At 38.8% G+C, this 15,987-nt stretch carries 22 protein-coding genes; 7 read left to right on the top strand and 15 right to left on the bottom strand.

The window, feature by feature from the left end:
* Positions 1-2 precede the first annotated feature (2 nt).
* The 6 genes from ABC361_RS06165 to sigY are packed head-to-tail and all read right to left on the bottom strand — an operon-like array spanning position 3 to position 2,885.
* Complete coding sequence (locus tag ABC361_RS06165) at positions 3-773, bottom strand: ABC-2 transporter permease (protein WP_413073186.1); 771 nt, start codon at positions 771-773, stop codon at positions 3-5.
* Positions 770-1,657, bottom strand: a complete 888-nt coding sequence (locus ABC361_RS06160; RefSeq protein WP_413073185.1) for an ABC transporter ATP-binding protein — start codon at positions 1,655-1,657, stop codon at positions 770-772. The genes ABC361_RS06165 and ABC361_RS06160 overlap by 4 nt, the downstream gene beginning before the upstream one ends.
* Positions 1,647-1,853, bottom strand: a complete 207-nt coding sequence (locus tag ABC361_RS06155) for a PLD nuclease N-terminal domain-containing protein (protein ID WP_413073184.1) — start codon at positions 1,851-1,853, stop codon at positions 1,647-1,649. The genes ABC361_RS06160 and ABC361_RS06155 overlap by 11 nt, the downstream gene beginning before the upstream one ends.
* Positions 1,846-2,085: a sigmaY antisigma factor component gene (locus tag ABC361_RS06150; RefSeq protein WP_413073183.1), complete on the bottom strand. Its 240-nt coding sequence runs from the start codon at positions 2,083-2,085 to the stop codon at positions 1,846-1,848. Before ABC361_RS06150 ends, ABC361_RS06155 begins: the two co-directional genes overlap by 8 nt.
* Positions 2,075-2,368 carry a YxlC family protein gene (locus ABC361_RS06145; protein ID WP_413073182.1) on the bottom strand — a complete coding sequence of 98 codons (294 nt, stop codon included), beginning with the start codon at positions 2,366-2,368 and terminating at the stop codon, positions 2,075-2,077. The genes ABC361_RS06150 and ABC361_RS06145 overlap by 11 nt, the downstream gene beginning before the upstream one ends.
* Positions 2,352-2,885, bottom strand: coding sequence for an RNA polymerase sigma factor SigY (gene sigY, locus ABC361_RS06140; RefSeq protein WP_413073181.1), 534 nt, complete (start codon positions 2,883-2,885; stop codon positions 2,352-2,354). Before sigY ends, ABC361_RS06145 begins: the two co-directional genes overlap by 17 nt.
* A gap of 140 nt (positions 2,886-3,025) precedes the next feature.
* On the opposite strand from sigY, the gene ABC361_RS06135 reads away from it, so the two are divergent.
* On the top strand, positions 3,026-4,021 hold the full coding sequence (locus tag ABC361_RS06135; protein WP_413073180.1) for an LLM class flavin-dependent oxidoreductase: 996 nt from the start codon (positions 3,026-3,028) through the stop codon (positions 4,019-4,021).
* A gap of 91 nt (positions 4,022-4,112) precedes the next feature.
* Here the strand turns inward: ABC361_RS06135 and ABC361_RS06130 are convergent, their stop codons facing one another.
* Positions 4,113-4,634, bottom strand: a complete 522-nt coding sequence (locus tag ABC361_RS06130; protein ID WP_413073179.1) for a GNAT family N-acetyltransferase — start codon at positions 4,632-4,634, stop codon at positions 4,113-4,115.
* Between the two features lie 89 nt (positions 4,635-4,723).
* Complete coding sequence (serS, locus tag ABC361_RS06125; RefSeq protein WP_413073178.1) at positions 4,724-5,995, bottom strand: serine--tRNA ligase; 1,272 nt, start codon at positions 5,993-5,995, stop codon at positions 4,724-4,726.
* 255 nt (positions 5,996-6,250) lie between these two features.
* Here serS and ABC361_RS06120 point away from each other — a divergent pair, with 255 nt between their 5' ends.
* On the top strand, positions 6,251-7,099 hold the full coding sequence (locus ABC361_RS06120) for a LysR family transcriptional regulator (protein WP_413073177.1): 849 nt from the start codon (positions 6,251-6,253) through the stop codon (positions 7,097-7,099).
* Between the two features lie 64 nt (positions 7,100-7,163).
* Here ABC361_RS06120 and ABC361_RS06115 read toward each other — a convergent pair whose 3' ends face one another.
* Entirely contained in the window at positions 7,164-7,679 is a 516-nt protein-coding gene (locus ABC361_RS06115) for a YhcN/YlaJ family sporulation lipoprotein (protein WP_413073176.1), read from the bottom strand.
* 220 nt (positions 7,680-7,899) lie between these two features.
* Here ABC361_RS06115 and ABC361_RS06110 point away from each other — a divergent pair, with 220 nt between their 5' ends.
* The gene (locus ABC361_RS06110; RefSeq protein ID WP_413073175.1) at positions 7,900-8,820 is read left to right on the top strand and encodes a patatin-like phospholipase family protein; all 921 of its coding nucleotides are present in this window, start codon (positions 7,900-7,902) and stop codon (positions 8,818-8,820) included.
* A 50-nt stretch (positions 8,821-8,870) separates the two neighbouring features.
* Here the strand turns inward: ABC361_RS06110 and dsdA are convergent, their stop codons facing one another.
* The 4 genes from dsdA to amaP all read right to left on the bottom strand — a co-directional run bounded on the left by dsdA (position 8,871) and on the right by amaP (position 11,986).
* Positions 8,871-10,163: a D-serine ammonia-lyase gene (gene dsdA, locus ABC361_RS06105; protein ID WP_413073174.1), complete on the bottom strand. Its 1,293-nt coding sequence runs from the start codon at positions 10,161-10,163 to the stop codon at positions 8,871-8,873.
* A complete protein-coding gene (locus ABC361_RS06100; RefSeq protein WP_413073173.1) occupies positions 10,160-11,143 on the bottom strand; it encodes an HD domain-containing protein in 984 nt (327 codons plus the stop codon). Before ABC361_RS06100 ends, dsdA begins: the two co-directional genes overlap by 4 nt.
* A gap of 78 nt (positions 11,144-11,221) precedes the next feature.
* Positions 11,222-11,431 (bottom strand): DUF2273 domain-containing protein, encoded by a 210-nt coding sequence (locus tag ABC361_RS06095; RefSeq protein WP_099305115.1) that lies wholly within the window; start codon positions 11,429-11,431, stop codon positions 11,222-11,224.
* Between the two features lie 12 nt (positions 11,432-11,443).
* On the bottom strand, positions 11,444-11,986 hold the full coding sequence (gene amaP, locus ABC361_RS06090) for an alkaline shock response membrane anchor protein AmaP (protein WP_413073172.1): 543 nt from the start codon (positions 11,984-11,986) through the stop codon (positions 11,444-11,446).
* Between the two features lie 236 nt (positions 11,987-12,222).
* Between amaP and ABC361_RS06085 the strand changes: the two genes are divergently transcribed.
* From ABC361_RS06085 to ABC361_RS06075, 3 genes are all read left to right on the top strand, one after another.
* Positions 12,223-12,693, top strand: coding sequence for a GNAT family N-acetyltransferase (locus tag ABC361_RS06085; protein WP_413073171.1), 471 nt, complete (start codon positions 12,223-12,225; stop codon positions 12,691-12,693).
* Between the two features lie 116 nt (positions 12,694-12,809).
* On the top strand, positions 12,810-13,511 hold the full coding sequence (locus tag ABC361_RS06080) for an ABC transporter ATP-binding protein (RefSeq protein WP_413073170.1): 702 nt from the start codon (positions 12,810-12,812) through the stop codon (positions 13,509-13,511).
* The gene (locus ABC361_RS06075; protein ID WP_413073169.1) at positions 13,504-14,583 is read left to right on the top strand and encodes an ABC transporter permease; all 1,080 of its coding nucleotides are present in this window, start codon (positions 13,504-13,506) and stop codon (positions 14,581-14,583) included. Before ABC361_RS06080 ends, ABC361_RS06075 begins: the two co-directional genes overlap by 8 nt.
* Before the next feature lie 30 nt (positions 14,584-14,613).
* Here the strand turns inward: ABC361_RS06075 and ABC361_RS06070 are convergent, their stop codons facing one another.
* Both ABC361_RS06070 and ABC361_RS06065 read right to left on the bottom strand, forming a co-directional pair.
* Positions 14,614-15,303, bottom strand: coding sequence for an LrgB family protein (locus tag ABC361_RS06070; RefSeq protein ID WP_413073168.1), 690 nt, complete (start codon positions 15,301-15,303; stop codon positions 14,614-14,616).
* Positions 15,300-15,668 carry a CidA/LrgA family protein gene (locus ABC361_RS06065; RefSeq protein WP_413073167.1) on the bottom strand — a complete coding sequence of 123 codons (369 nt, stop codon included), beginning with the start codon at positions 15,666-15,668 and terminating at the stop codon, positions 15,300-15,302. The genes ABC361_RS06070 and ABC361_RS06065 overlap by 4 nt, the downstream gene beginning before the upstream one ends.
* 118 nt (positions 15,669-15,786) lie before the next feature.
* Here ABC361_RS06065 and ABC361_RS06060 point away from each other — a divergent pair, with 118 nt between their 5' ends.
* Positions 15,787-15,972 (top strand): hypothetical protein, encoded by a 186-nt coding sequence (locus ABC361_RS06060; protein ID WP_099305129.1) that lies wholly within the window; start codon positions 15,787-15,789, stop codon positions 15,970-15,972.
* Positions 15,973-15,987: the final 15 nt, after the last annotated feature.

Here is a 15,987-nt window from a genome sequence, read left to right as displayed (position 1 = left end):
TTTTACATACGCCAGTCTTTTCGGTAGATCGTTCTTATTCCTATAATCATAAAGAAACTAATAAATATCATGGTGACAAGAATGGGTTTTATTGAGAATTCGTTTTTAAGTAGTATGTCTTCAACTAGAACGATTAGTCCTGCTGGTGTCCACATCGCTCCCTCTCCAAATAGAACGGGGAAAAACATCACGATAAAGGCACTTAAAATACTTACAACACTCACTACAGCAGTACTTTTTACAAAGGTTCCAATCATTAGTGTTCCTGTCACAATAAACGTTACCCATAAACTGTAGATCATCATAATGAATCCCAATGTTGAGTAAGAAATAGCATCAAATAAAAGAAAAATGTAATAGTTCGCTGTAATGAACCCTACAACAAAGCTTAGATTGACCAACATGATTGCAATGATCCATTTTGATAACCAATAGGACCATAGTGGTATTGGCTTAACGAGAACGAGCATTGCTTCTCCTGATTTTCGCTCATAGGCAAACACCCCCATTACAGACAACACAACAGCTATCATACCTATTTGAGAGAATTGATTGAGCGTATCGATTAAAACTTGCTCTCCAGTTAGGTTAGGAAATGAAAAAAGTGCTCCTTCTGGCAAACCTCCAAGTAAGGTTAATAAATCTTCCATATAGTAATAAGTGAGAGGTTGCATCGCACCTAGGATGATAAATAATGCCGGTAGCCATAACAACTTATAGTGACGCCATGCCTCTAATCCTTCCTTACTCATTAATGCCCACAAATGATTCATCCTCTCACCGCTTCCCGAAATAAATCGGCCAACGTTTTTTTCCGTTTACGAATTGCTGAGAACTGATAGTGACCGTTTGTTAAGAGCTCTAATATAGCTATATCAGCACGTTCTTTTTCATTCTTTGTTTTTATTTCAAGAAAATTTAATTTATTACGAACAATCCAGTGAGGATAGCATTGCGTAATACGTTTACTTAGGCGCTCATGGTCGATTGTTTCAATTTCTAAAATAGTCTCGCTCTGATTATTGAATGAAGTCATGGTGTCGGCAGTTATCAATTCGCCTTTATGCATCAGCACATACGCATCACTAATTTGTTCGGCATCATGAAGAACATGGGTCGAGTAGAGGATAGAGCGACCTGTTTTCAGCTGTAAAAGTAGCTCCATCACCTCTGTTCTTCCAATTGGGTCTAGAGCCGATACAGGCTCATCTAGCAATAAAATGCCTGGGTCTCCAATTAACGCTTGGGCAATACCTAATCGTTGTTTCATTCCTCCAGAATACGTTTCAATACGCTGTCTGTCTTTTGCGTTTAAATGAACAAGCTGTAACAATGTCAAAGCCTGTTCATGAGCTTGATTTTTTGCTAAACCAAATAACCTTCCAATATGAGTCAAATACTCAAGTCCAGTCATCCAAAGGTGAAAGGCAGGAAATTGTGGAAGAAAGCCAATCGTAGAACGAATATCTCTTTCCCGGTATCCGCTAAACTGAACGCTACCCGATGAGGGGTGTAAATTCCCAGCAATTAAATGTAACAACGTTGTCTTTCCTGCACCATTTTCTCCAATCAGTGCCGTAATTTCGTTTGTAGCAATTTGAAACGTCACGTCTTTCATTCTCCCCTCTTTCGTAAGGGCATTTACTTCAATCGTCACGTTTTTTCTCCCTCCCAAATAAAAAATAAAGAATAGGACCAAATAAATTAATAAACGCAATGATGAGAACCCAAATCCATTTTGGACCTCTCGTGTGTGCACGGCGATACAAATCAATAAAAGCCACAATCATTAGTAATCCTTGTACAAGAATAAGCGGTAAAAACAATTGGATGATTTCAATGACTTCATTCATGTCTTGTGCCCCCTCGTTGTTTGAATTTAGACTTTAACCAATAGGTCCAAATAAAATAGGTGACCAATGGCATCGGGAAGTGTGTCACACCCCAGATCCCCCAAAACCATTTCCACTGTCCATGTTGTCGACTTTTAAAAAATAAATAGATGCTTTGCGATAAAAGGACGACCCCAAGGATGATCCATGCCCATATCGGTATTTCTGACAATTGCTCAATATCATTGTTCATGTTTTTCCCTCCAACCACCTATAATTGCTAATATGCCGATAGCTGGAATGATTGCCAGCATCGCGATATTAATGCTTAAAAAGACAATCGGCACGTTTGCCAGTAAAAAGACCACCCCATTTACTAATAAGAGCGTTACGACAATGAATAGTAAGGCTTCTCGTCGCTGCTTACGTTTCGTTTCCTTAACAAGGTGCAGCATCTCAGCCGTTGATGGTTCCTCATAGGAAATACGGTTTAATTGATCTAGACCGTCTTTAAATCGTTTATCCTCTTGGCTCATTACCTGATAACTCCTTTCTTACGAGTTCGAGACCACTATTCACTCTCGACTTCGCTGTTCCAACACGGATTTGACAAATTTGACTAATCTCTTCGTAACTATATCCATAATAATGCTTTAACAGTAGTGGAATCCGCTTCTTTTCATCTAATTTTGCTAAGACGTGTTGAACATCAATCCAGTCGTCTTTTGACTCTTGCTTCATTGACCATTGCAGCTTTTGCATTTGCACGTATTGGTCTTCATGCTTTTTCTTTCGTTTTTTATCTAAAAAAAGATTTGTAGCAATTTGAAACAGCCACGTTGAAAACTTTGCTTTTTTTCTATTGTAACTTTGGATGCCTACAATGGCTTTTGTCATCGTATCCTGAGTTAAGTCTTGGGCATACTCAGGATTAAGCGTAATTTTCACTAAAAAGCGATAGACGCTTTCATAATGCGTCTTTAATAATAAGGCCAAAGCGTCATCATCACCCTTTTGCGCTTTCTTGATCGTGCTCTCTTGCGATTCTTCCATGACACCACCCCTACAAGTTCTACATTTGTTATACGTTTGAACGACGAAATCGTTCATTTTTTTCTTGAGCAGTTAAATTTGGTTTTTAAAGCTTCTATGTTATAGTGCTCTACAGTGAAAACGAAAGGAAGTCATTTCTTATGAAATTAAGCATTCTTGATCAAGCGCCTATCCCAAAAGGCTCAACTTCAACAGACGCCTTACAGTTCACAAAAGATCTAGCAAAACTAGGTGATGAGCTAGGTTACCACCGTTTATGGATGGCAGAACATCATAGTGCAACATCTCTTTCCAGTTCAGCACCTGAAGTGACGATCGCCCACCTCGCTGCGCTTACCAACCGCATCCGACTTGGCACAGGTGGTGTCATGATGATGCACTATTCCCCTTTGAAAATGGCGGAGGTTTTTAAAACATTAAGTGCTCTTGCACCAGATCGAATTGACTTTGGCGTTGGTCGTGCACCTGGCGGCGACCATCTTTCTATACAAGCATTAGCACAAGGTCGTGCCTCTATACCAGACGATCAATATGATAAATTAGCAACGACTCTTCAATTGCTAAACGATCAAAAAACAAATGATCCACTATACAATCAAGTCATTGCTACACCTCATGAAGTCAAGCTACCTGAAGCTTGGTTGTTAGGTTCAAGCGGAAATAGTGCTAGACAGGCTGGGAAACAAGGGGTTGGCTACTCATTTGCGCAGTTTTTTAATGGGGAGATGTCGAAAGAAATATTTGATACGTATCGTCATTACTTTGAACCGTCTTACTTTATGCCGAAGCCAGAGATCAATGTTTCCTATGCTGTAACCGTTGCAGAAACAAAAGATGAAGCAGAGTATCTCGCTTTGCCCATTGATTTATCACGTTTATTTTTAATGCGTGGGCAAATGCCACAGACATTTAGTCCTGAAGACGCCCAAGCCTATCCACTAACAGAAATGGATAAAGCGATCTTAGAAAAAAACCGAGCGCTCCACCTTGTCGGCACACCAAAAGAGGTAAGTGAACAACTTCTTAAAGAAAAGGAAGAATTTGGTTTTGATGAAGTCATGGTTAATAGCAACCAGTATTCATTTGAAGCTCGCTTAAATGTGTATCGTTTACTTGCAAAAGAACTTTTATCATGACGTTTAACCAGAGATTGTTCAACTGAACAATGCTCTGGTTATTTAATTTTATCCTATCCAATCATTTCCCAAGAAATAATAATCGGCCATTTTAGCTTTTTTGCATAACATACGCATCGTGCCATTTTCCTTCATGCCACTCATTTTTTTCTAGTCGCTGTATGATTGTAAACCCACACTTTTTATAACAAGCAATAGCCCTCTCATTTTCAATTCTTGGATCGACCGTTACAATCGTTTCAGGACTTTTTCCTTTTATGTCTTCTGTTAGCATGTTGACTAGATCAGTCCCGTAACCGTTGTTCCAGAAAGACACTTCTCCGATAAATAAATCCATACCTATTGCTGATATAGAAGGTGAATAACCGTATTTTTTCTTATCGTTCGTTGTTAATCGATAGGATTGAAGATAGGCCATTGGTGCTCCATCCACTTCCCCTATCCAGCGATCTCTTTCCTTTTCATTAAAAAACTTTTTTTCGATCTTTTCCATTGTAAATGATTGATCTCTTCCCTCATAAAAAGCAAGAACATCTGCTGTCGTCAACCATTTTAACAGAAACTGACGATCTGTATACTGAATTGGGCGAATGGTCACGTTTTCTTTCCTCATATCAAACCTCCATTTATTCATTATTCAGATATTAAATAAAGAAAAAGTACGCCGCCTTATTCGACGACGCATTTTAGTTACACGTATGATTATAGAATGGTTTTACCGTACATATATTTTTGCAAAGCTTTTGGTACTTTAATCGATCCATCCTCTTGCTGGTGGTTTTCAAGCAATGGAATAAGGATTCGAGGTGTTGCAACAGCTGTGTTATTTAACGTATAGCAATATTGCAGCTTTCCATCTTCATCACGGTAACGGATGTTTGAACGTCTTGCTTGAAAATCTGTTACGTTCGAAGATGAATGGGTTTCACTGTAGCTTTCGCGACTTGGCATCCACGTTTCAATATCAAACTGTTTATGGTTTTTCTGCGACATATCGCCCGTACATACTGCAACAACTCGATATGGCAACTCTAATAAATTTAAAATTTCTTTGGCGATCTCCGTAATTTCCGATAACAGACGATCGGCTAATTCAGGATCATTTTTACAAATAATGACTTGCTCGACTTTCGCAAACTGATGGACACGATATAAGCCACGAACATCTCTACCTGCAGATCCCGCTTCACGACGGAAACAGTTTGATACTGCGCCTAACTTAATCGGTTCTTCAACATCGACAATTTCATTGCCATAAAAACCAACGAGCGGGACTTCTGCTGTTCCGACTAAATATTTATTATCTTTTTCAAGATGATAGGTTTGTTCTTTTCCATCTGGGAAGAAACCTGTACTATATAGCACTTCTTCATTAGCCATTAAAGGCACATCCATAATGGAGAAACCACGTTCATGTAGCAAATCAACAGCTAATTGCTGAACCGCTCTATGTAAAAATAAGCCTTGATTCTTCAGCACATAATTACGGGTACCAGCAATTTTCACACCGCGCTCAACATCAAACATTTCGTGTGCTTGTCCGAGCTCTATATGGTCTTTTGGAGTGAAAGAAAATTGGGGAATTTCACCAATCTTTTCTAACTCTACATTGTCTTCATCTGAATTACCTACAGGCGTGTCGTCTGAAACAACGTTTGGAATAAGATTCATAATGTGTAAATAAGACGCTTCAACCTCTTGATATTCAGCTTCAAGATCTTTAATGGATTGGTTTAGAAGACGGACCTCTTCTTTTTTCGCATCCATTTCATCTTTCTTTTTCTCTCTTGCTAATTCACCAATCGCTTTTGTTTGTTGATTACGCTCTGTACGAAATCCTTCAATCTTTTGAATAAGCTCACGGCGCTTTTGATCAACATCAATAAGTTCATCTACTGGGACGTTTAATTTTTTTTGCTGTGCTGTTTGTTTAATTTTCTCAGCATGTTCCCTAATAAATTGAATATCTAACATGTGTAAGTAAACCTCTTTCATTCTAATTTCTCACTTCGTATACATTGTAAACGACTAGTAATCATTATGTACATTTTAGCACACCCCTATAGCTTACACACGTAAAAAAATGCTTTTTCCATACAGAAGAAGCCTTATAGCACGATATGTTTAATTTCCTCTAAAAAAGGGTATAGGGTTGTTCTTTACACTGTGTTAAGGTATCAACTAACCTAGGTTAATAGATTAATTCCTTGTTTTAGAAAGGATGTTTTGATGGAAATTCGCTATTTAGAAGCTTTTCTAACGATTGCAGAGGAAGGCAGTATTTCAAAAGCTGCGACTCGCCTTCACCTTACCCAACCTGCCGTCAGTCGCCAATTAAAGCAAATGGAGACCTCCTTACAAATTCGATTGTTTATTCGTTCCCATGAAGGAATGACCCTTACTGATAAAGGGCAAAGGTTGTATGCTGACGTTAGACCACTATGGAGTTCTCTTCGCAGTAGGCTACTTTCTTACATGCCTTCACCTGTTGTCCGACTAGGTCTTACACCTTTTTTATCGCCTTTATATTTACCAGACACGATTACATACGCTACATCAACAGTTGCTGTTGAGTGTCATCAAACCCGATTAAACTGCCTTGAATTTATACCAATGCTCGAAAAAGGGGAAATTGACGCAGCAGTAATTGAAGATCATCCACATCACCAAGGCTTATACTCCACTTTAATCAAGCACGACCATTATAAAGTAGCCATGTCGGATGATCACCCCCTTGCTACTTATGATGAACTTTCGCTTGAACAATGTATCGACTACCCGCAAATTGTTCCACCGAAAAAAAGTCGCTTTTATCAATTTTGGGTTACGTTACGTAATCAAAACAATTGGACAAAGCATGACGTCTTTAGCGTTCCGTATCAATCCTTACTATACTCTGTCAAACAAAAGAACGGGGTTGCCTTTATTCCACAGTTAATGCTAGAACCAGTTTGGCACAGCGGAATTGTATATAAACCGATTACAGATCCCAATTTTGCTCGTCATTTATATCTTTACACATCAGACAAACATTATTTAGAACCTTTACAGCAAAGCTTTACGAATGTGATTCAATAATGTAACCAAAAAGAATCCTTATGAATGATTATTTCTCACTCATAAAGATTCTTTTTTTATAAAATTACCGTTTTGTAGAAGGGAACATGCGATGAACCATTTCCATAAACTCATCTGCAAAACCACTAACTGGTTCACCATTCTCAATTCGATCTCCATACCCATTCATTCGCTCTACGAAATCCGGGTTCGAAGACACATGTACGTTATTAAGGTTATGATCAACTTCCATTGCTTTATCAGCTACTTTTTGTTTCATATCATCAGATATATCATGAGATTCATCGTCCATTGTGACTGCTACATATGCTTGCCCACCCATGACAATCGCAGCAGCGTGGTTTACGCCATCTAATTCACGAACACTGTCTGCTACTTCGCCAGAAACAGTCATATGGTTTTCGTCTCCATGTTCATCCATACCGTAGTGCTGGTTTTCAACGTTCCCTTCGCCTGGCTCATTCATCTCCATGTCATCTTCAGGTGGGTTCATATCATTATTATTATCGTTTCCACCACAAGCAACTAGAGCTGTAGCAACAAAAGTTAAGGCTAAAGAATGTAGAAGATATTTCTTCATAATTATTCAACTCCATTACGTATATTTTTGTTTCATTCATTAGCTTGGTTCATTCATAAAATAATTATGTATATCTTGGAGATTTTTCTAATTTTTTTTGATTTTGTTTCTTACGCTCCACTTTAATGGAAAAAGAACACTTTTCTCTTCAGTCATTCATAGAATAAAGTAGACAAGTATTCTTTCTAGGGATTCTTGTCAATGAGAAAGGAGGATGTTTATGAAAATCGATGCGGTTTTTGAAGGAGGAGGGATTCGCGGAGTTGCCTTTGCAGGCGCAATAACTGCGATGGAAGAACATGGTGTCGAGTGGCAAAAACTAGCCGGAACATCTGTAGGTTCCATTCTTGCAGCCTTACTTGCTGCTGGCTATACAAGCACTGAAATTAACGACCATTTGCAAGAACTCAATTTCAAAGATTTAAGAGGGAAGAATTGGATCAACCATATCCCTTTTGCAGGAAATCTGGTTAACATCCTTCTACATTTAGGGATGTACAAAAATGATTATATTGAAAAATGGCTCGGAAGCTTACTACAAAAAAAGCAGATCCGAACGTTTGCGGATCTACCTGACGATAAACTGAAGATTATTGCATCTGATATTAGCAGTGGGCAAATGATTATCTTCCCTGACGACCTTAATCGCTACGGAATGAAACCCAGTGATGTAACAATAGCCCAAGCTGTTCGTATGAGCACGTCTATCCCTTTTTTCTATCGACCAGCTCGATGGAAATTAGCTAATAAAAGTAAAGCCTATATTGTTGATGGGGGCTTGCTTAGTAATTTTCCAATTTGGCTGTTTGATGTGGAAAATCCGCGACACCCAACGTTTGGCTTTCGTTTTCTAAAAGATACGATTGAAGCGGATGCCGTGATCCCAACACCGATACACTTAGCGCAAAATATTATTAAAACGATGATGCAAGCTCACGATATGCGCCATCTAAGCGACGAGACACGAGATCGAACGATTCAAATCTATACGGACTCTATCACAGCAACAGACTTTTTGTTAACAGAAGAACAAAGCAATTTTTTATTTGAATCAGGTTACCAAGCTGCCCAACTGTTTTTATCGACATGGGACTTTGAAGCCCATAAACGACTGCGAAATTCCAAAAATACAACCAAATAAGTGGACAAGTACCTCACTTGCTTATCGACAACCTGACTCGATAAGCTTTTTTATGTTGATTGCAACGCTTTTCCTTTTTCATAATCTCCGCGCATAATCGCATCCGGTACCATACTTCCCCCGGTTGCCCACGCCAGATGGATACCGTTTCTGTTCACTGTTTTTGCTTTCACTGGCCCAACTAAGCTTGTCACTGCTGATGGTTCTAACGCGATGCCCTCTTTATCAATAAGTGTCGCGAGGAGTTGATACATGGTATCATCGCTTACTGTATAAATGCCGCTAAGAATTGGCTCCATCACCTTCCCTACAAATCCTGATGGGCGACCTACTGCCAAGCCATCAGCAATCGTCCGGTTGTCAATACCTAGATCTTGCACATGAATATGATCATGTAGTCTTGTCATCATTCCAACGAGCATACAAGGTGCGTGTGTTGGTTCTGCGAAATAGCAATGCACATGTGGCCCAAACACTTGATGAAGTCCGTAGGCAATGCCACCAGGCCCACCACCAACACCACACGGTAAATAGACAGAAAGAGGTTGGTTTTCATTAATGCTTATTCCAGCTTGATCCAACTGTTTTTTTAACCTTAAAGCCGCTACTGCATATCCTAAAAACAACGTTTTCGATTGTTCATCATCAATAAAAAAGCTCATTTCGTCTTGCTCCGCCTGCTTGCGACCTTCTTCCACAGCAAGACTATAGTCTTGCTTATGCTCAACAACGACCGCACCTTTTTGTCTAAGCAAATCCTTTTTCCAAGGTTTTGCATCATTTGACATGTGCACAACAACATGAAATCCTAATTTTTTCCCCATGACCCCAATGCTTAACCCTAAATTTCCAGTCGAACCAACAACAATGGTATACAAGGACAATAAATCTTGGATGCTCTGTTCAGCAATTTTTTCATAGTTCTCATCGATTTTCAGTACTTCATGTTTGAGTAAAATTGACTCAGCCAGAGATAAAACTTCATAGATCCCTCCCCTTGCTTTAATGGATCCTGAAATAGGTAATACATGATCACATTTCAAGAAAAGCTTTCCAACTATCTGTACATTATAGACATGTTCCAGTTCCTCTTTAAAATCATCAATACGCTTAAGTGGTGATTCTAATAATCCATTTGTTGCTTCTGTCTCAGGAAAAGCATTTTTTAAGTACGGTGCAAATCGTTGCAAGCGCGCTTCTGCCGCCTCAATCGCTTGCATATTGATGTCATCATCTTTTAGTATCGCCTGGTCATTTTTTAATGGATTTTTCCAGAACGTTTCTTTTAAACTGACAACCTCATATAACGCTGGAAACGTTTCAATTAATTCATGCCTATTCATTGGACTGCTCCTTCTGCAATGAAGACGTTAACGCCTTGATTCATTCTTTGTGCGGTTTGTTTATGAATGTCTCGAACGTGCATGGACAGTTTTGATGCTGGTAAAAGATCATTATTAATACTCACAATTGGATCAATGTAGCGATGTTTAATGGTGACATGCTTCTCAATCCATCTGTACGCTTCTTTATCAATCGGATTATTAAAAACTGCTAGCAATGTATCAATAGTCGGATCTTCACTTTGCCTCAACTGTTTCATTACTTCATGATCAGTCTTCATTAAATCTTCTAGTGACAAAACGTTTCGCTTTAAACTAATTGAAATAAGATGCGCTACCTGCTGATTGGCGTACACATTTGTTGGATGATGGAAAAATTCCACCGTTTCTTTGTAAAAGAGCTGTACGAACCACTCGGCCCATCTTAATTCGGTACATACAATTTGCTGATCGACCACAGCGAGTTGATCCAAAAATGCATGCGCTTCATGTAACGGGATCTTGCCATATTCATACATATCACGCAACGTGTAATCAATTCGATCGCCACAAAGATGCGGCAACGATTTCTCTAACAAGGAACCATTCTGCTTATTTGATAATATCTCTTTCCACGCGTACCCTTCCTTTTCCAGTATAGCTGGGATATCTGAGCATTCCATCAACGTCTCATAAATCGTTTCATGATAATTTTCTTCTTTGTTGTCCAATACATAATCAATGAGATGAGAAAAGGCAGTATGGGACACATCATGAAGCAATGCAACAATCTGCTCTTCAAGAGAACCGCCAAGTTTGCGAACGAAAAGCATCGTGCCGATCGAATGGTCATAACGGGTAACATTCCAACTAGGTTGAACAAGGAAGCATGCCCCTGCTTGATGCACCCCTTTTAACCGTTGTACATTGGCGCTACGCACTAACTTTTCTAGAACGGGCTCTACTTTCGCTGATCCATAAAGTACATCTTCTATTAGCATGCTAGACCTCCCTTTATTCGGTTTCTCCTACCATTATGGCATAAAAAAAGAAAGTCCTATGACTTTCTTTATAACAGATTAAGACCGTCTACTGAATAAAGCATCCACATAACTTGAAACGTTTAAATCGCCATCCACCCATTTTCCGATTAAGAATCCAATCGTCACAAATATACCAATCGCAACGGTATACCAGAAACCAATTGTTAAAAAGAGAACACTAAAAATGAGAGCGGCAAGTAAGCCAATAATTCGTCCACGATACCGTTTTACTGTTTCTTGTTTCACCTTAGCACCTCCTTACACAACTCGTTGCTTCTTGCTCGATGATGTTGTTTGTGGTCTTACAAACACACGAACTTCTGCGACATGGACTTCAAGCCAAGACTCTAAGTCATGTTTCACAACATCTTGCAATGCGGTTGCATTTTTTTGTACAGGCTTTGATCCAAATGGAGAGTAGGTTAGATCAACGAGAACGCTCTTGCCATCGTTCTTCATTCGAGAATGGACTTCGAGAGATCGAATTCCATCAAACTTTCGTGCACTTTTTAAAATGGTGGCTTCAATAGTCTCTTGAGAGATGGCGATCTCCCCAAGTTCAGTTGCCGACCGAAACAAACCAACGCGACCTCGACTTATGACACTCGCAACGAATAAAATGAATGACAATAAAATTAAAAACGAAAAAACGCCAATTAGTACCCAGAAAAAATCCTGTCCTTGAGCGATAATTTCTTCAAATACTGGATATGTGTTTGTAATTGTTAGGATTGCCCCCGTCGAAACGAGAAGAGTCACAATCGCAAAAACTCCCATAAAAAATCGTAATAAACCATTCATGTGTCATGATCCAATAAATTGATGCCTCACGCAACAATTTACGTGTAGCGCCAACCTTTGGAAGTCACCTCCTTATAAATTTCATCCTGTATATCTCTTTATACCCATGAAAGAGGGTTTTGAAAAGTTCTTTTCATTTGGAACCACATTTTAAAATCAACTTGCCTTCTTTAAGTTCTGGATTGTACAATGAATTCAAAATAATTTAGTCACTTAGCTAGATTGGAGTAAGACTCATGATCATTCGTGAAATACAAAAACAAGACAACCCTGATGTAGAACAGTTAATTCGAACATGCTTAATTGAGTTTGGCGCAAACAAACCTGGAACTGCTTGGTCCGATCCGGATTTAGGCCAGTTTTATGAGCTCTACCAAAAAGAAAAAACAAACTACTGGGTCGCAATTGAAGACAATAAGCTTGTAGCAGGTTGCGGGATCGGTGATATACCGGGTCGTCCAGATGTGTGTGAATTGCAAAAGATGTACGCCGCTCCATCTGCAAGAGGAAGCGGTGTTGCGGAACGCTTGCTACAAACGAGCCTTGCTTTTGCGAAACAACACTATAACGCATGTTACTTAGAGACCATTCACACCATGCACGCTGCGAATCGTTTTTATCAAAAACATGGTTTTAAAAAACTAGAAGCGCCGTTACTTGAAACAGAGCATTTCTCTTGCGATGCTTGGTATATTAAAACATTATAGGAAGAATAACGTTCTTGCCCAACGGATTCTCGCTTACCGTGCTTGTATTTGTGCGCACGTCAGAAATTTCAGTTATTCAAAGATAGAGAGAAAGAAAAGAGAGGAATACAGGTGTCATGTTAAAAATCAATCAGTTACACGGTGGCTACGTAAACCAAAAAATCATTCACGATATCACATTTAATGTAAATCAAGGTGAAATTGTTGGCCTTTTAGGCTTGAACGGTGCTGGTAAAAGCACAACACTCCAACATATTATTGGCTCTTTAAAACCAATGAATGGCGTGATCACGATAAATGGGGAATCGCTAGTAACTGAACGCCATTTACTAAGTTATATTCCAGACACACCAAACCTTTACCCGCACCTCACAGTCCAAGAACACTTTTCATTTATTACTGCTTTATATAAAGAACAATCGTTAGCCTATCAACAAGAGCTGATTACGCGTTATGAACTAACAGAGCATTTACATAAATACCCGTTCGCCCTTTCAAAGGGAAACAAACAAAAAGTATCAATCGTTAATGCTCTCCTAGCTAAGCCAAACTATTTAATTATCGATGAGCCTTTTATGGGGCTAGATCCAATTGGTTTATCACGTTTTCTAAACGATTTAAAACAACTACGTGCAAATCAAACAGCCATTTTACTCTCGACTCACCTATTAACCATTGCAGAGTCATTATGTGATCGAGTGGTCGTGATTCATAAGGGAAATCAAGTGACACCAACAGAAGGAAAAGTAATTTCAGCCGAAAAACAAGGCACATTAGAAGATTTCTTTTTTACCTTAGTTGGTGCTCACGATGAATAACTTGTTTAAAACGCGCTTACAGACCTACCATCAATTACGTAAAAAGCAGTTAGGAAAAGTGTTTCAAAATAGCGGGGTCCTATTACTCGTACCACTTATCATGGTCGTGTTATTTTTCTTGCTTCATTATTTAAACAACTCTGCTCCACCTGTCGTTCAAGCATTTTTGTTAAGTCTTTTGTACATTATGTTTGGGGTAAAATCAAGGTTAACCACCTTACTAACAGAGCCAGATACGCTTTATTTGTCTCCACATAAAAAGGTTGTTCAAACCTATTTCAATCAAGCATTTCGCTATAATGTTGGAGTGCAAGCGGTTCACACAAGCTTGTTTATCCTGTTTCTCTCACAAATTCAGAATCTATCAGTATTAAAATTATTGTATCTATCGTTGCTACTGTTTTTACTTTCCATCTTACATCTGTCTTTAACGTATCTGCTTACAACGATGAGGTCCATAAATCGGTTAAGGATCGTGGAATGGCTATGGATGCTCATCATGGTTTTCTTTCTGTTTATGGAATCAATGATTTTCGTCTTCATGATGATAGCAACTGTGGTAACTTATGTTTTATTTGTCTATACGTTCAAAAATTTTTCGGTACATACATGGTTTGCCTTTATCAAAATGGATATGGTTTCTGAACGCTACTGGCAAGTATTTTTAAGCCAATTTATTCAAGTTCCAATTCATGACAGGTTTGTTCAAAATCGATTCTCAATTCTAACGATGTTAAAAAGGAGATCTGACTCTGTTCAAGTAGACTTTCTCTTAAAAAGAGCACATCGAACCCAAGAACAAGCAAATCTGTTCCAAAGAGTTGTTATTCTCACTATTGGACTGATCCTATTCTCTCCATCCTACGTTTTCTCAATGGCCGTTGCACTACTGTCGATAGGAATCAATACAAAACAGCTCAAATCAGCAGTTCATTTACCAAAAAAATATTTCTCAGCACATTACCCGATTGACCACAATGAATTTCAGATTGCCTCTCATTCGATTATCAAAAGAGCAATGCTGCTTCAAGCTAGCACGTATGGATTCTTTCTTTTACTCTCTAGCTTTTAATGAATAAAAACAGCATGCCGCAGCATGCTGTTATAAAAAAATCCATATGAATACAGGTATTAAAAATGAAGCCACAATCGCACTTAATGTCATCGCAATAGAGCTCATTGACAAAGGAACATTGCCATATTCAGCGGCTTTTGAAATACCTAAAGCGTGTGAGGCTCCCCCCAAAGCGATGCTTTTTCCATGAAGACTCTTAATCCCGACTTTTTTCATTAGAAAAGGACCAAAGAGAATACCGCTAAATCCAGCAACAAGAACAAATGCCGCAGTTAATGTCGGTAACCCGTGTAGAGCGGCCGAGATTTCAACAGCAACCGGCGCTGTTATAGATTTTGGTAATAAGGAGGCAGTAAGAATGTCATCAAATCCAAATAAAACTGCAAAACCATAGACTGTACTAAACCCTAAAAACACGCCTATTAATACAGCACCACCAATCATGGCACTGAAGCGAAGGACGAGTACACGCTGTTTATATAAAGGAAAGGCTAATGCCACGATCGCTGGTCCCATCAAGCGACTTAACCATTCGCCTCCAATTAAATAGTCTTCATATGAAACATTAAACAACAGCAATAGGATTAAAATGAATGCGGTTGTTGTCACAACTGGCAAAAGAAACGGATAAGGATACTTTAAGTAAAGCAGTCGAAAGAGAAAATAGAAGGTTACGGTTCCAGCGACAATACCAATAGCTAATAATGCATGAATCATTGTTCGAAGTCACCTCGCTTTCGCTCATACCATTGGCAAAAGTGACCGATGCCGACCATTGATAAAAGCGTACTGACTGAAACAGAAAGCAGTAAGAGTACTCCTGTAGTGGATAAAAGTTCTGGGTATTGCATGACCCCTAAATTAAAAGGAATGAATAATAGTGGGAGCACAAATAATAGAGCGGTTGCTCCCTTTTCCACCCATTTTTCTGGAATGATTTTGGTACTTAGCAGTAAGAGTAACAATAGAAATCCAATAATCGATCCAGGAATCGGCAAGTGTAACCAAATCGATAAAAAATCTCCAAAAACGGAAAGGCCATATAAAAATAGAACCTGCAGTAGTAGTTGTATTACATTCATAGCGCCCTGTTCGTTTGACAGGTTCCCTCCTTAAATTAGCAAAAACTATATGGTAAGCTTTATTATAATCAATCTCTTCATGACATTGGTGTTTTTTAAAGAAAAGGAGCTTAACATCATGGTTAACGTTTTACTTATTGCGGCAATTATTTGTATAGGCGGCCTCATTGTAACGATCATCGCAATGAGTGGTTCTGATACAAAATACAGTAGTGATCGTAGCATAAAAACATTCTCTTGGCTTTATTTTTTACTCGTGCCAATTGCTTTAGCTTTTGTTGTCATCATCGCTTTTCTTTTGTAATGGCTAGTGTTATCG

This window comes from Shouchella phoenicis (genome assembly GCF_047238345.1).
Classification (GTDB): domain Bacteria; phylum Bacillota; class Bacilli; order Bacillales; family Bacillaceae_D; genus Shouchella.
The sequence above is the reverse complement of the archived record's forward strand: the minus strand, read 5'-3'. Positions and strand labels throughout refer to the sequence as shown.

What these genes read in the sequence shown, in the direction of transcription:
- ABC361_RS06165 (WP_413073186.1), bottom strand. Translation starts at nt 773, where the DNA reads ATGAATCATTTGTGGGCATTAATGAGTAAGGAAGGATTAGAGGCATGG.
- ABC361_RS06155 (WP_413073184.1), bottom strand. Translation starts at nt 1,853, where the DNA reads ATGAATGAAGTCATTGAAATCATCCAATTGTTTTTACCGCTTATTCTT.
- ABC361_RS06150 (WP_413073183.1), bottom strand. Translation starts at nt 2,085, where the DNA reads ATGAACAATGATATTGAGCAATTGTCAGAAATACCGATATGGGCATGG.
- ABC361_RS06145 (WP_413073182.1), bottom strand. Translation starts at nt 2,368, where the DNA reads ATGAGCCAAGAGGATAAACGATTTAAAGACGGTCTAGATCAATTAAAC.
- sigY (WP_413073181.1), bottom strand. Translation starts at nt 2,885, where the DNA reads ATGGAAGAATCGCAAGAGAGCACGATCAAGAAAGCGCAAAAGGGTGAT.
- ABC361_RS06135 (WP_413073180.1), top strand. Translation starts at nt 3,026, where the DNA reads ATGAAATTAAGCATTCTTGATCAAGCGCCTATCCCAAAAGGCTCAACT.
- ABC361_RS06130 (WP_413073179.1), bottom strand. Translation starts at nt 4,634, where the DNA reads ATGAGGAAAGAAAACGTGACCATTCGCCCAATTCAGTATACAGATCGT.
- serS (WP_413073178.1), bottom strand. Translation starts at nt 5,995, where the DNA reads ATGTTAGATATTCAATTTATTAGGGAACATGCTGAGAAAATTAAACAA.
- ABC361_RS06120 (WP_413073177.1), top strand. Translation starts at nt 6,251, where the DNA reads ATGGAAATTCGCTATTTAGAAGCTTTTCTAACGATTGCAGAGGAAGGC.
- ABC361_RS06115 (WP_413073176.1), bottom strand. Translation starts at nt 7,679, where the DNA reads ATGAAGAAATATCTTCTACATTCTTTAGCCTTAACTTTTGTTGCTACA.
- ABC361_RS06110 (WP_413073175.1), top strand. Translation starts at nt 7,900, where the DNA reads ATGAAAATCGATGCGGTTTTTGAAGGAGGAGGGATTCGCGGAGTTGCC.
- dsdA (WP_413073174.1), bottom strand. Translation starts at nt 10,163, where the DNA reads ATGAATAGGCATGAATTAATTGAAACGTTTCCAGCGTTATATGAGGTT.
- ABC361_RS06100 (WP_413073173.1), bottom strand. Translation starts at nt 11,143, where the DNA reads ATGCTAATAGAAGATGTACTTTATGGATCAGCGAAAGTAGAGCCCGTT.
- amaP (WP_413073172.1), bottom strand. Translation starts at nt 11,986, where the DNA reads ATGAATGGTTTATTACGATTTTTTATGGGAGTTTTTGCGATTGTGACT.
- ABC361_RS06085 (WP_413073171.1), top strand. Translation starts at nt 12,223, where the DNA reads ATGATCATTCGTGAAATACAAAAACAAGACAACCCTGATGTAGAACAG.
- ABC361_RS06080 (WP_413073170.1), top strand. Translation starts at nt 12,810, where the DNA reads ATGTTAAAAATCAATCAGTTACACGGTGGCTACGTAAACCAAAAAATC.
- ABC361_RS06075 (WP_413073169.1), top strand. Translation starts at nt 13,504, where the DNA reads ATGAATAACTTGTTTAAAACGCGCTTACAGACCTACCATCAATTACGT.
- ABC361_RS06070 (WP_413073168.1), bottom strand. Translation starts at nt 15,303, where the DNA reads ATGATTCATGCATTATTAGCTATTGGTATTGTCGCTGGAACCGTAACC.
- ABC361_RS06065 (WP_413073167.1), bottom strand. Translation starts at nt 15,668, where the DNA reads ATGAATGTAATACAACTACTACTGCAGGTTCTATTTTTATATGGCCTT.
- ABC361_RS06060 (WP_099305129.1), top strand. Translation starts at nt 15,787, where the DNA reads ATGGTTAACGTTTTACTTATTGCGGCAATTATTTGTATAGGCGGCCTC.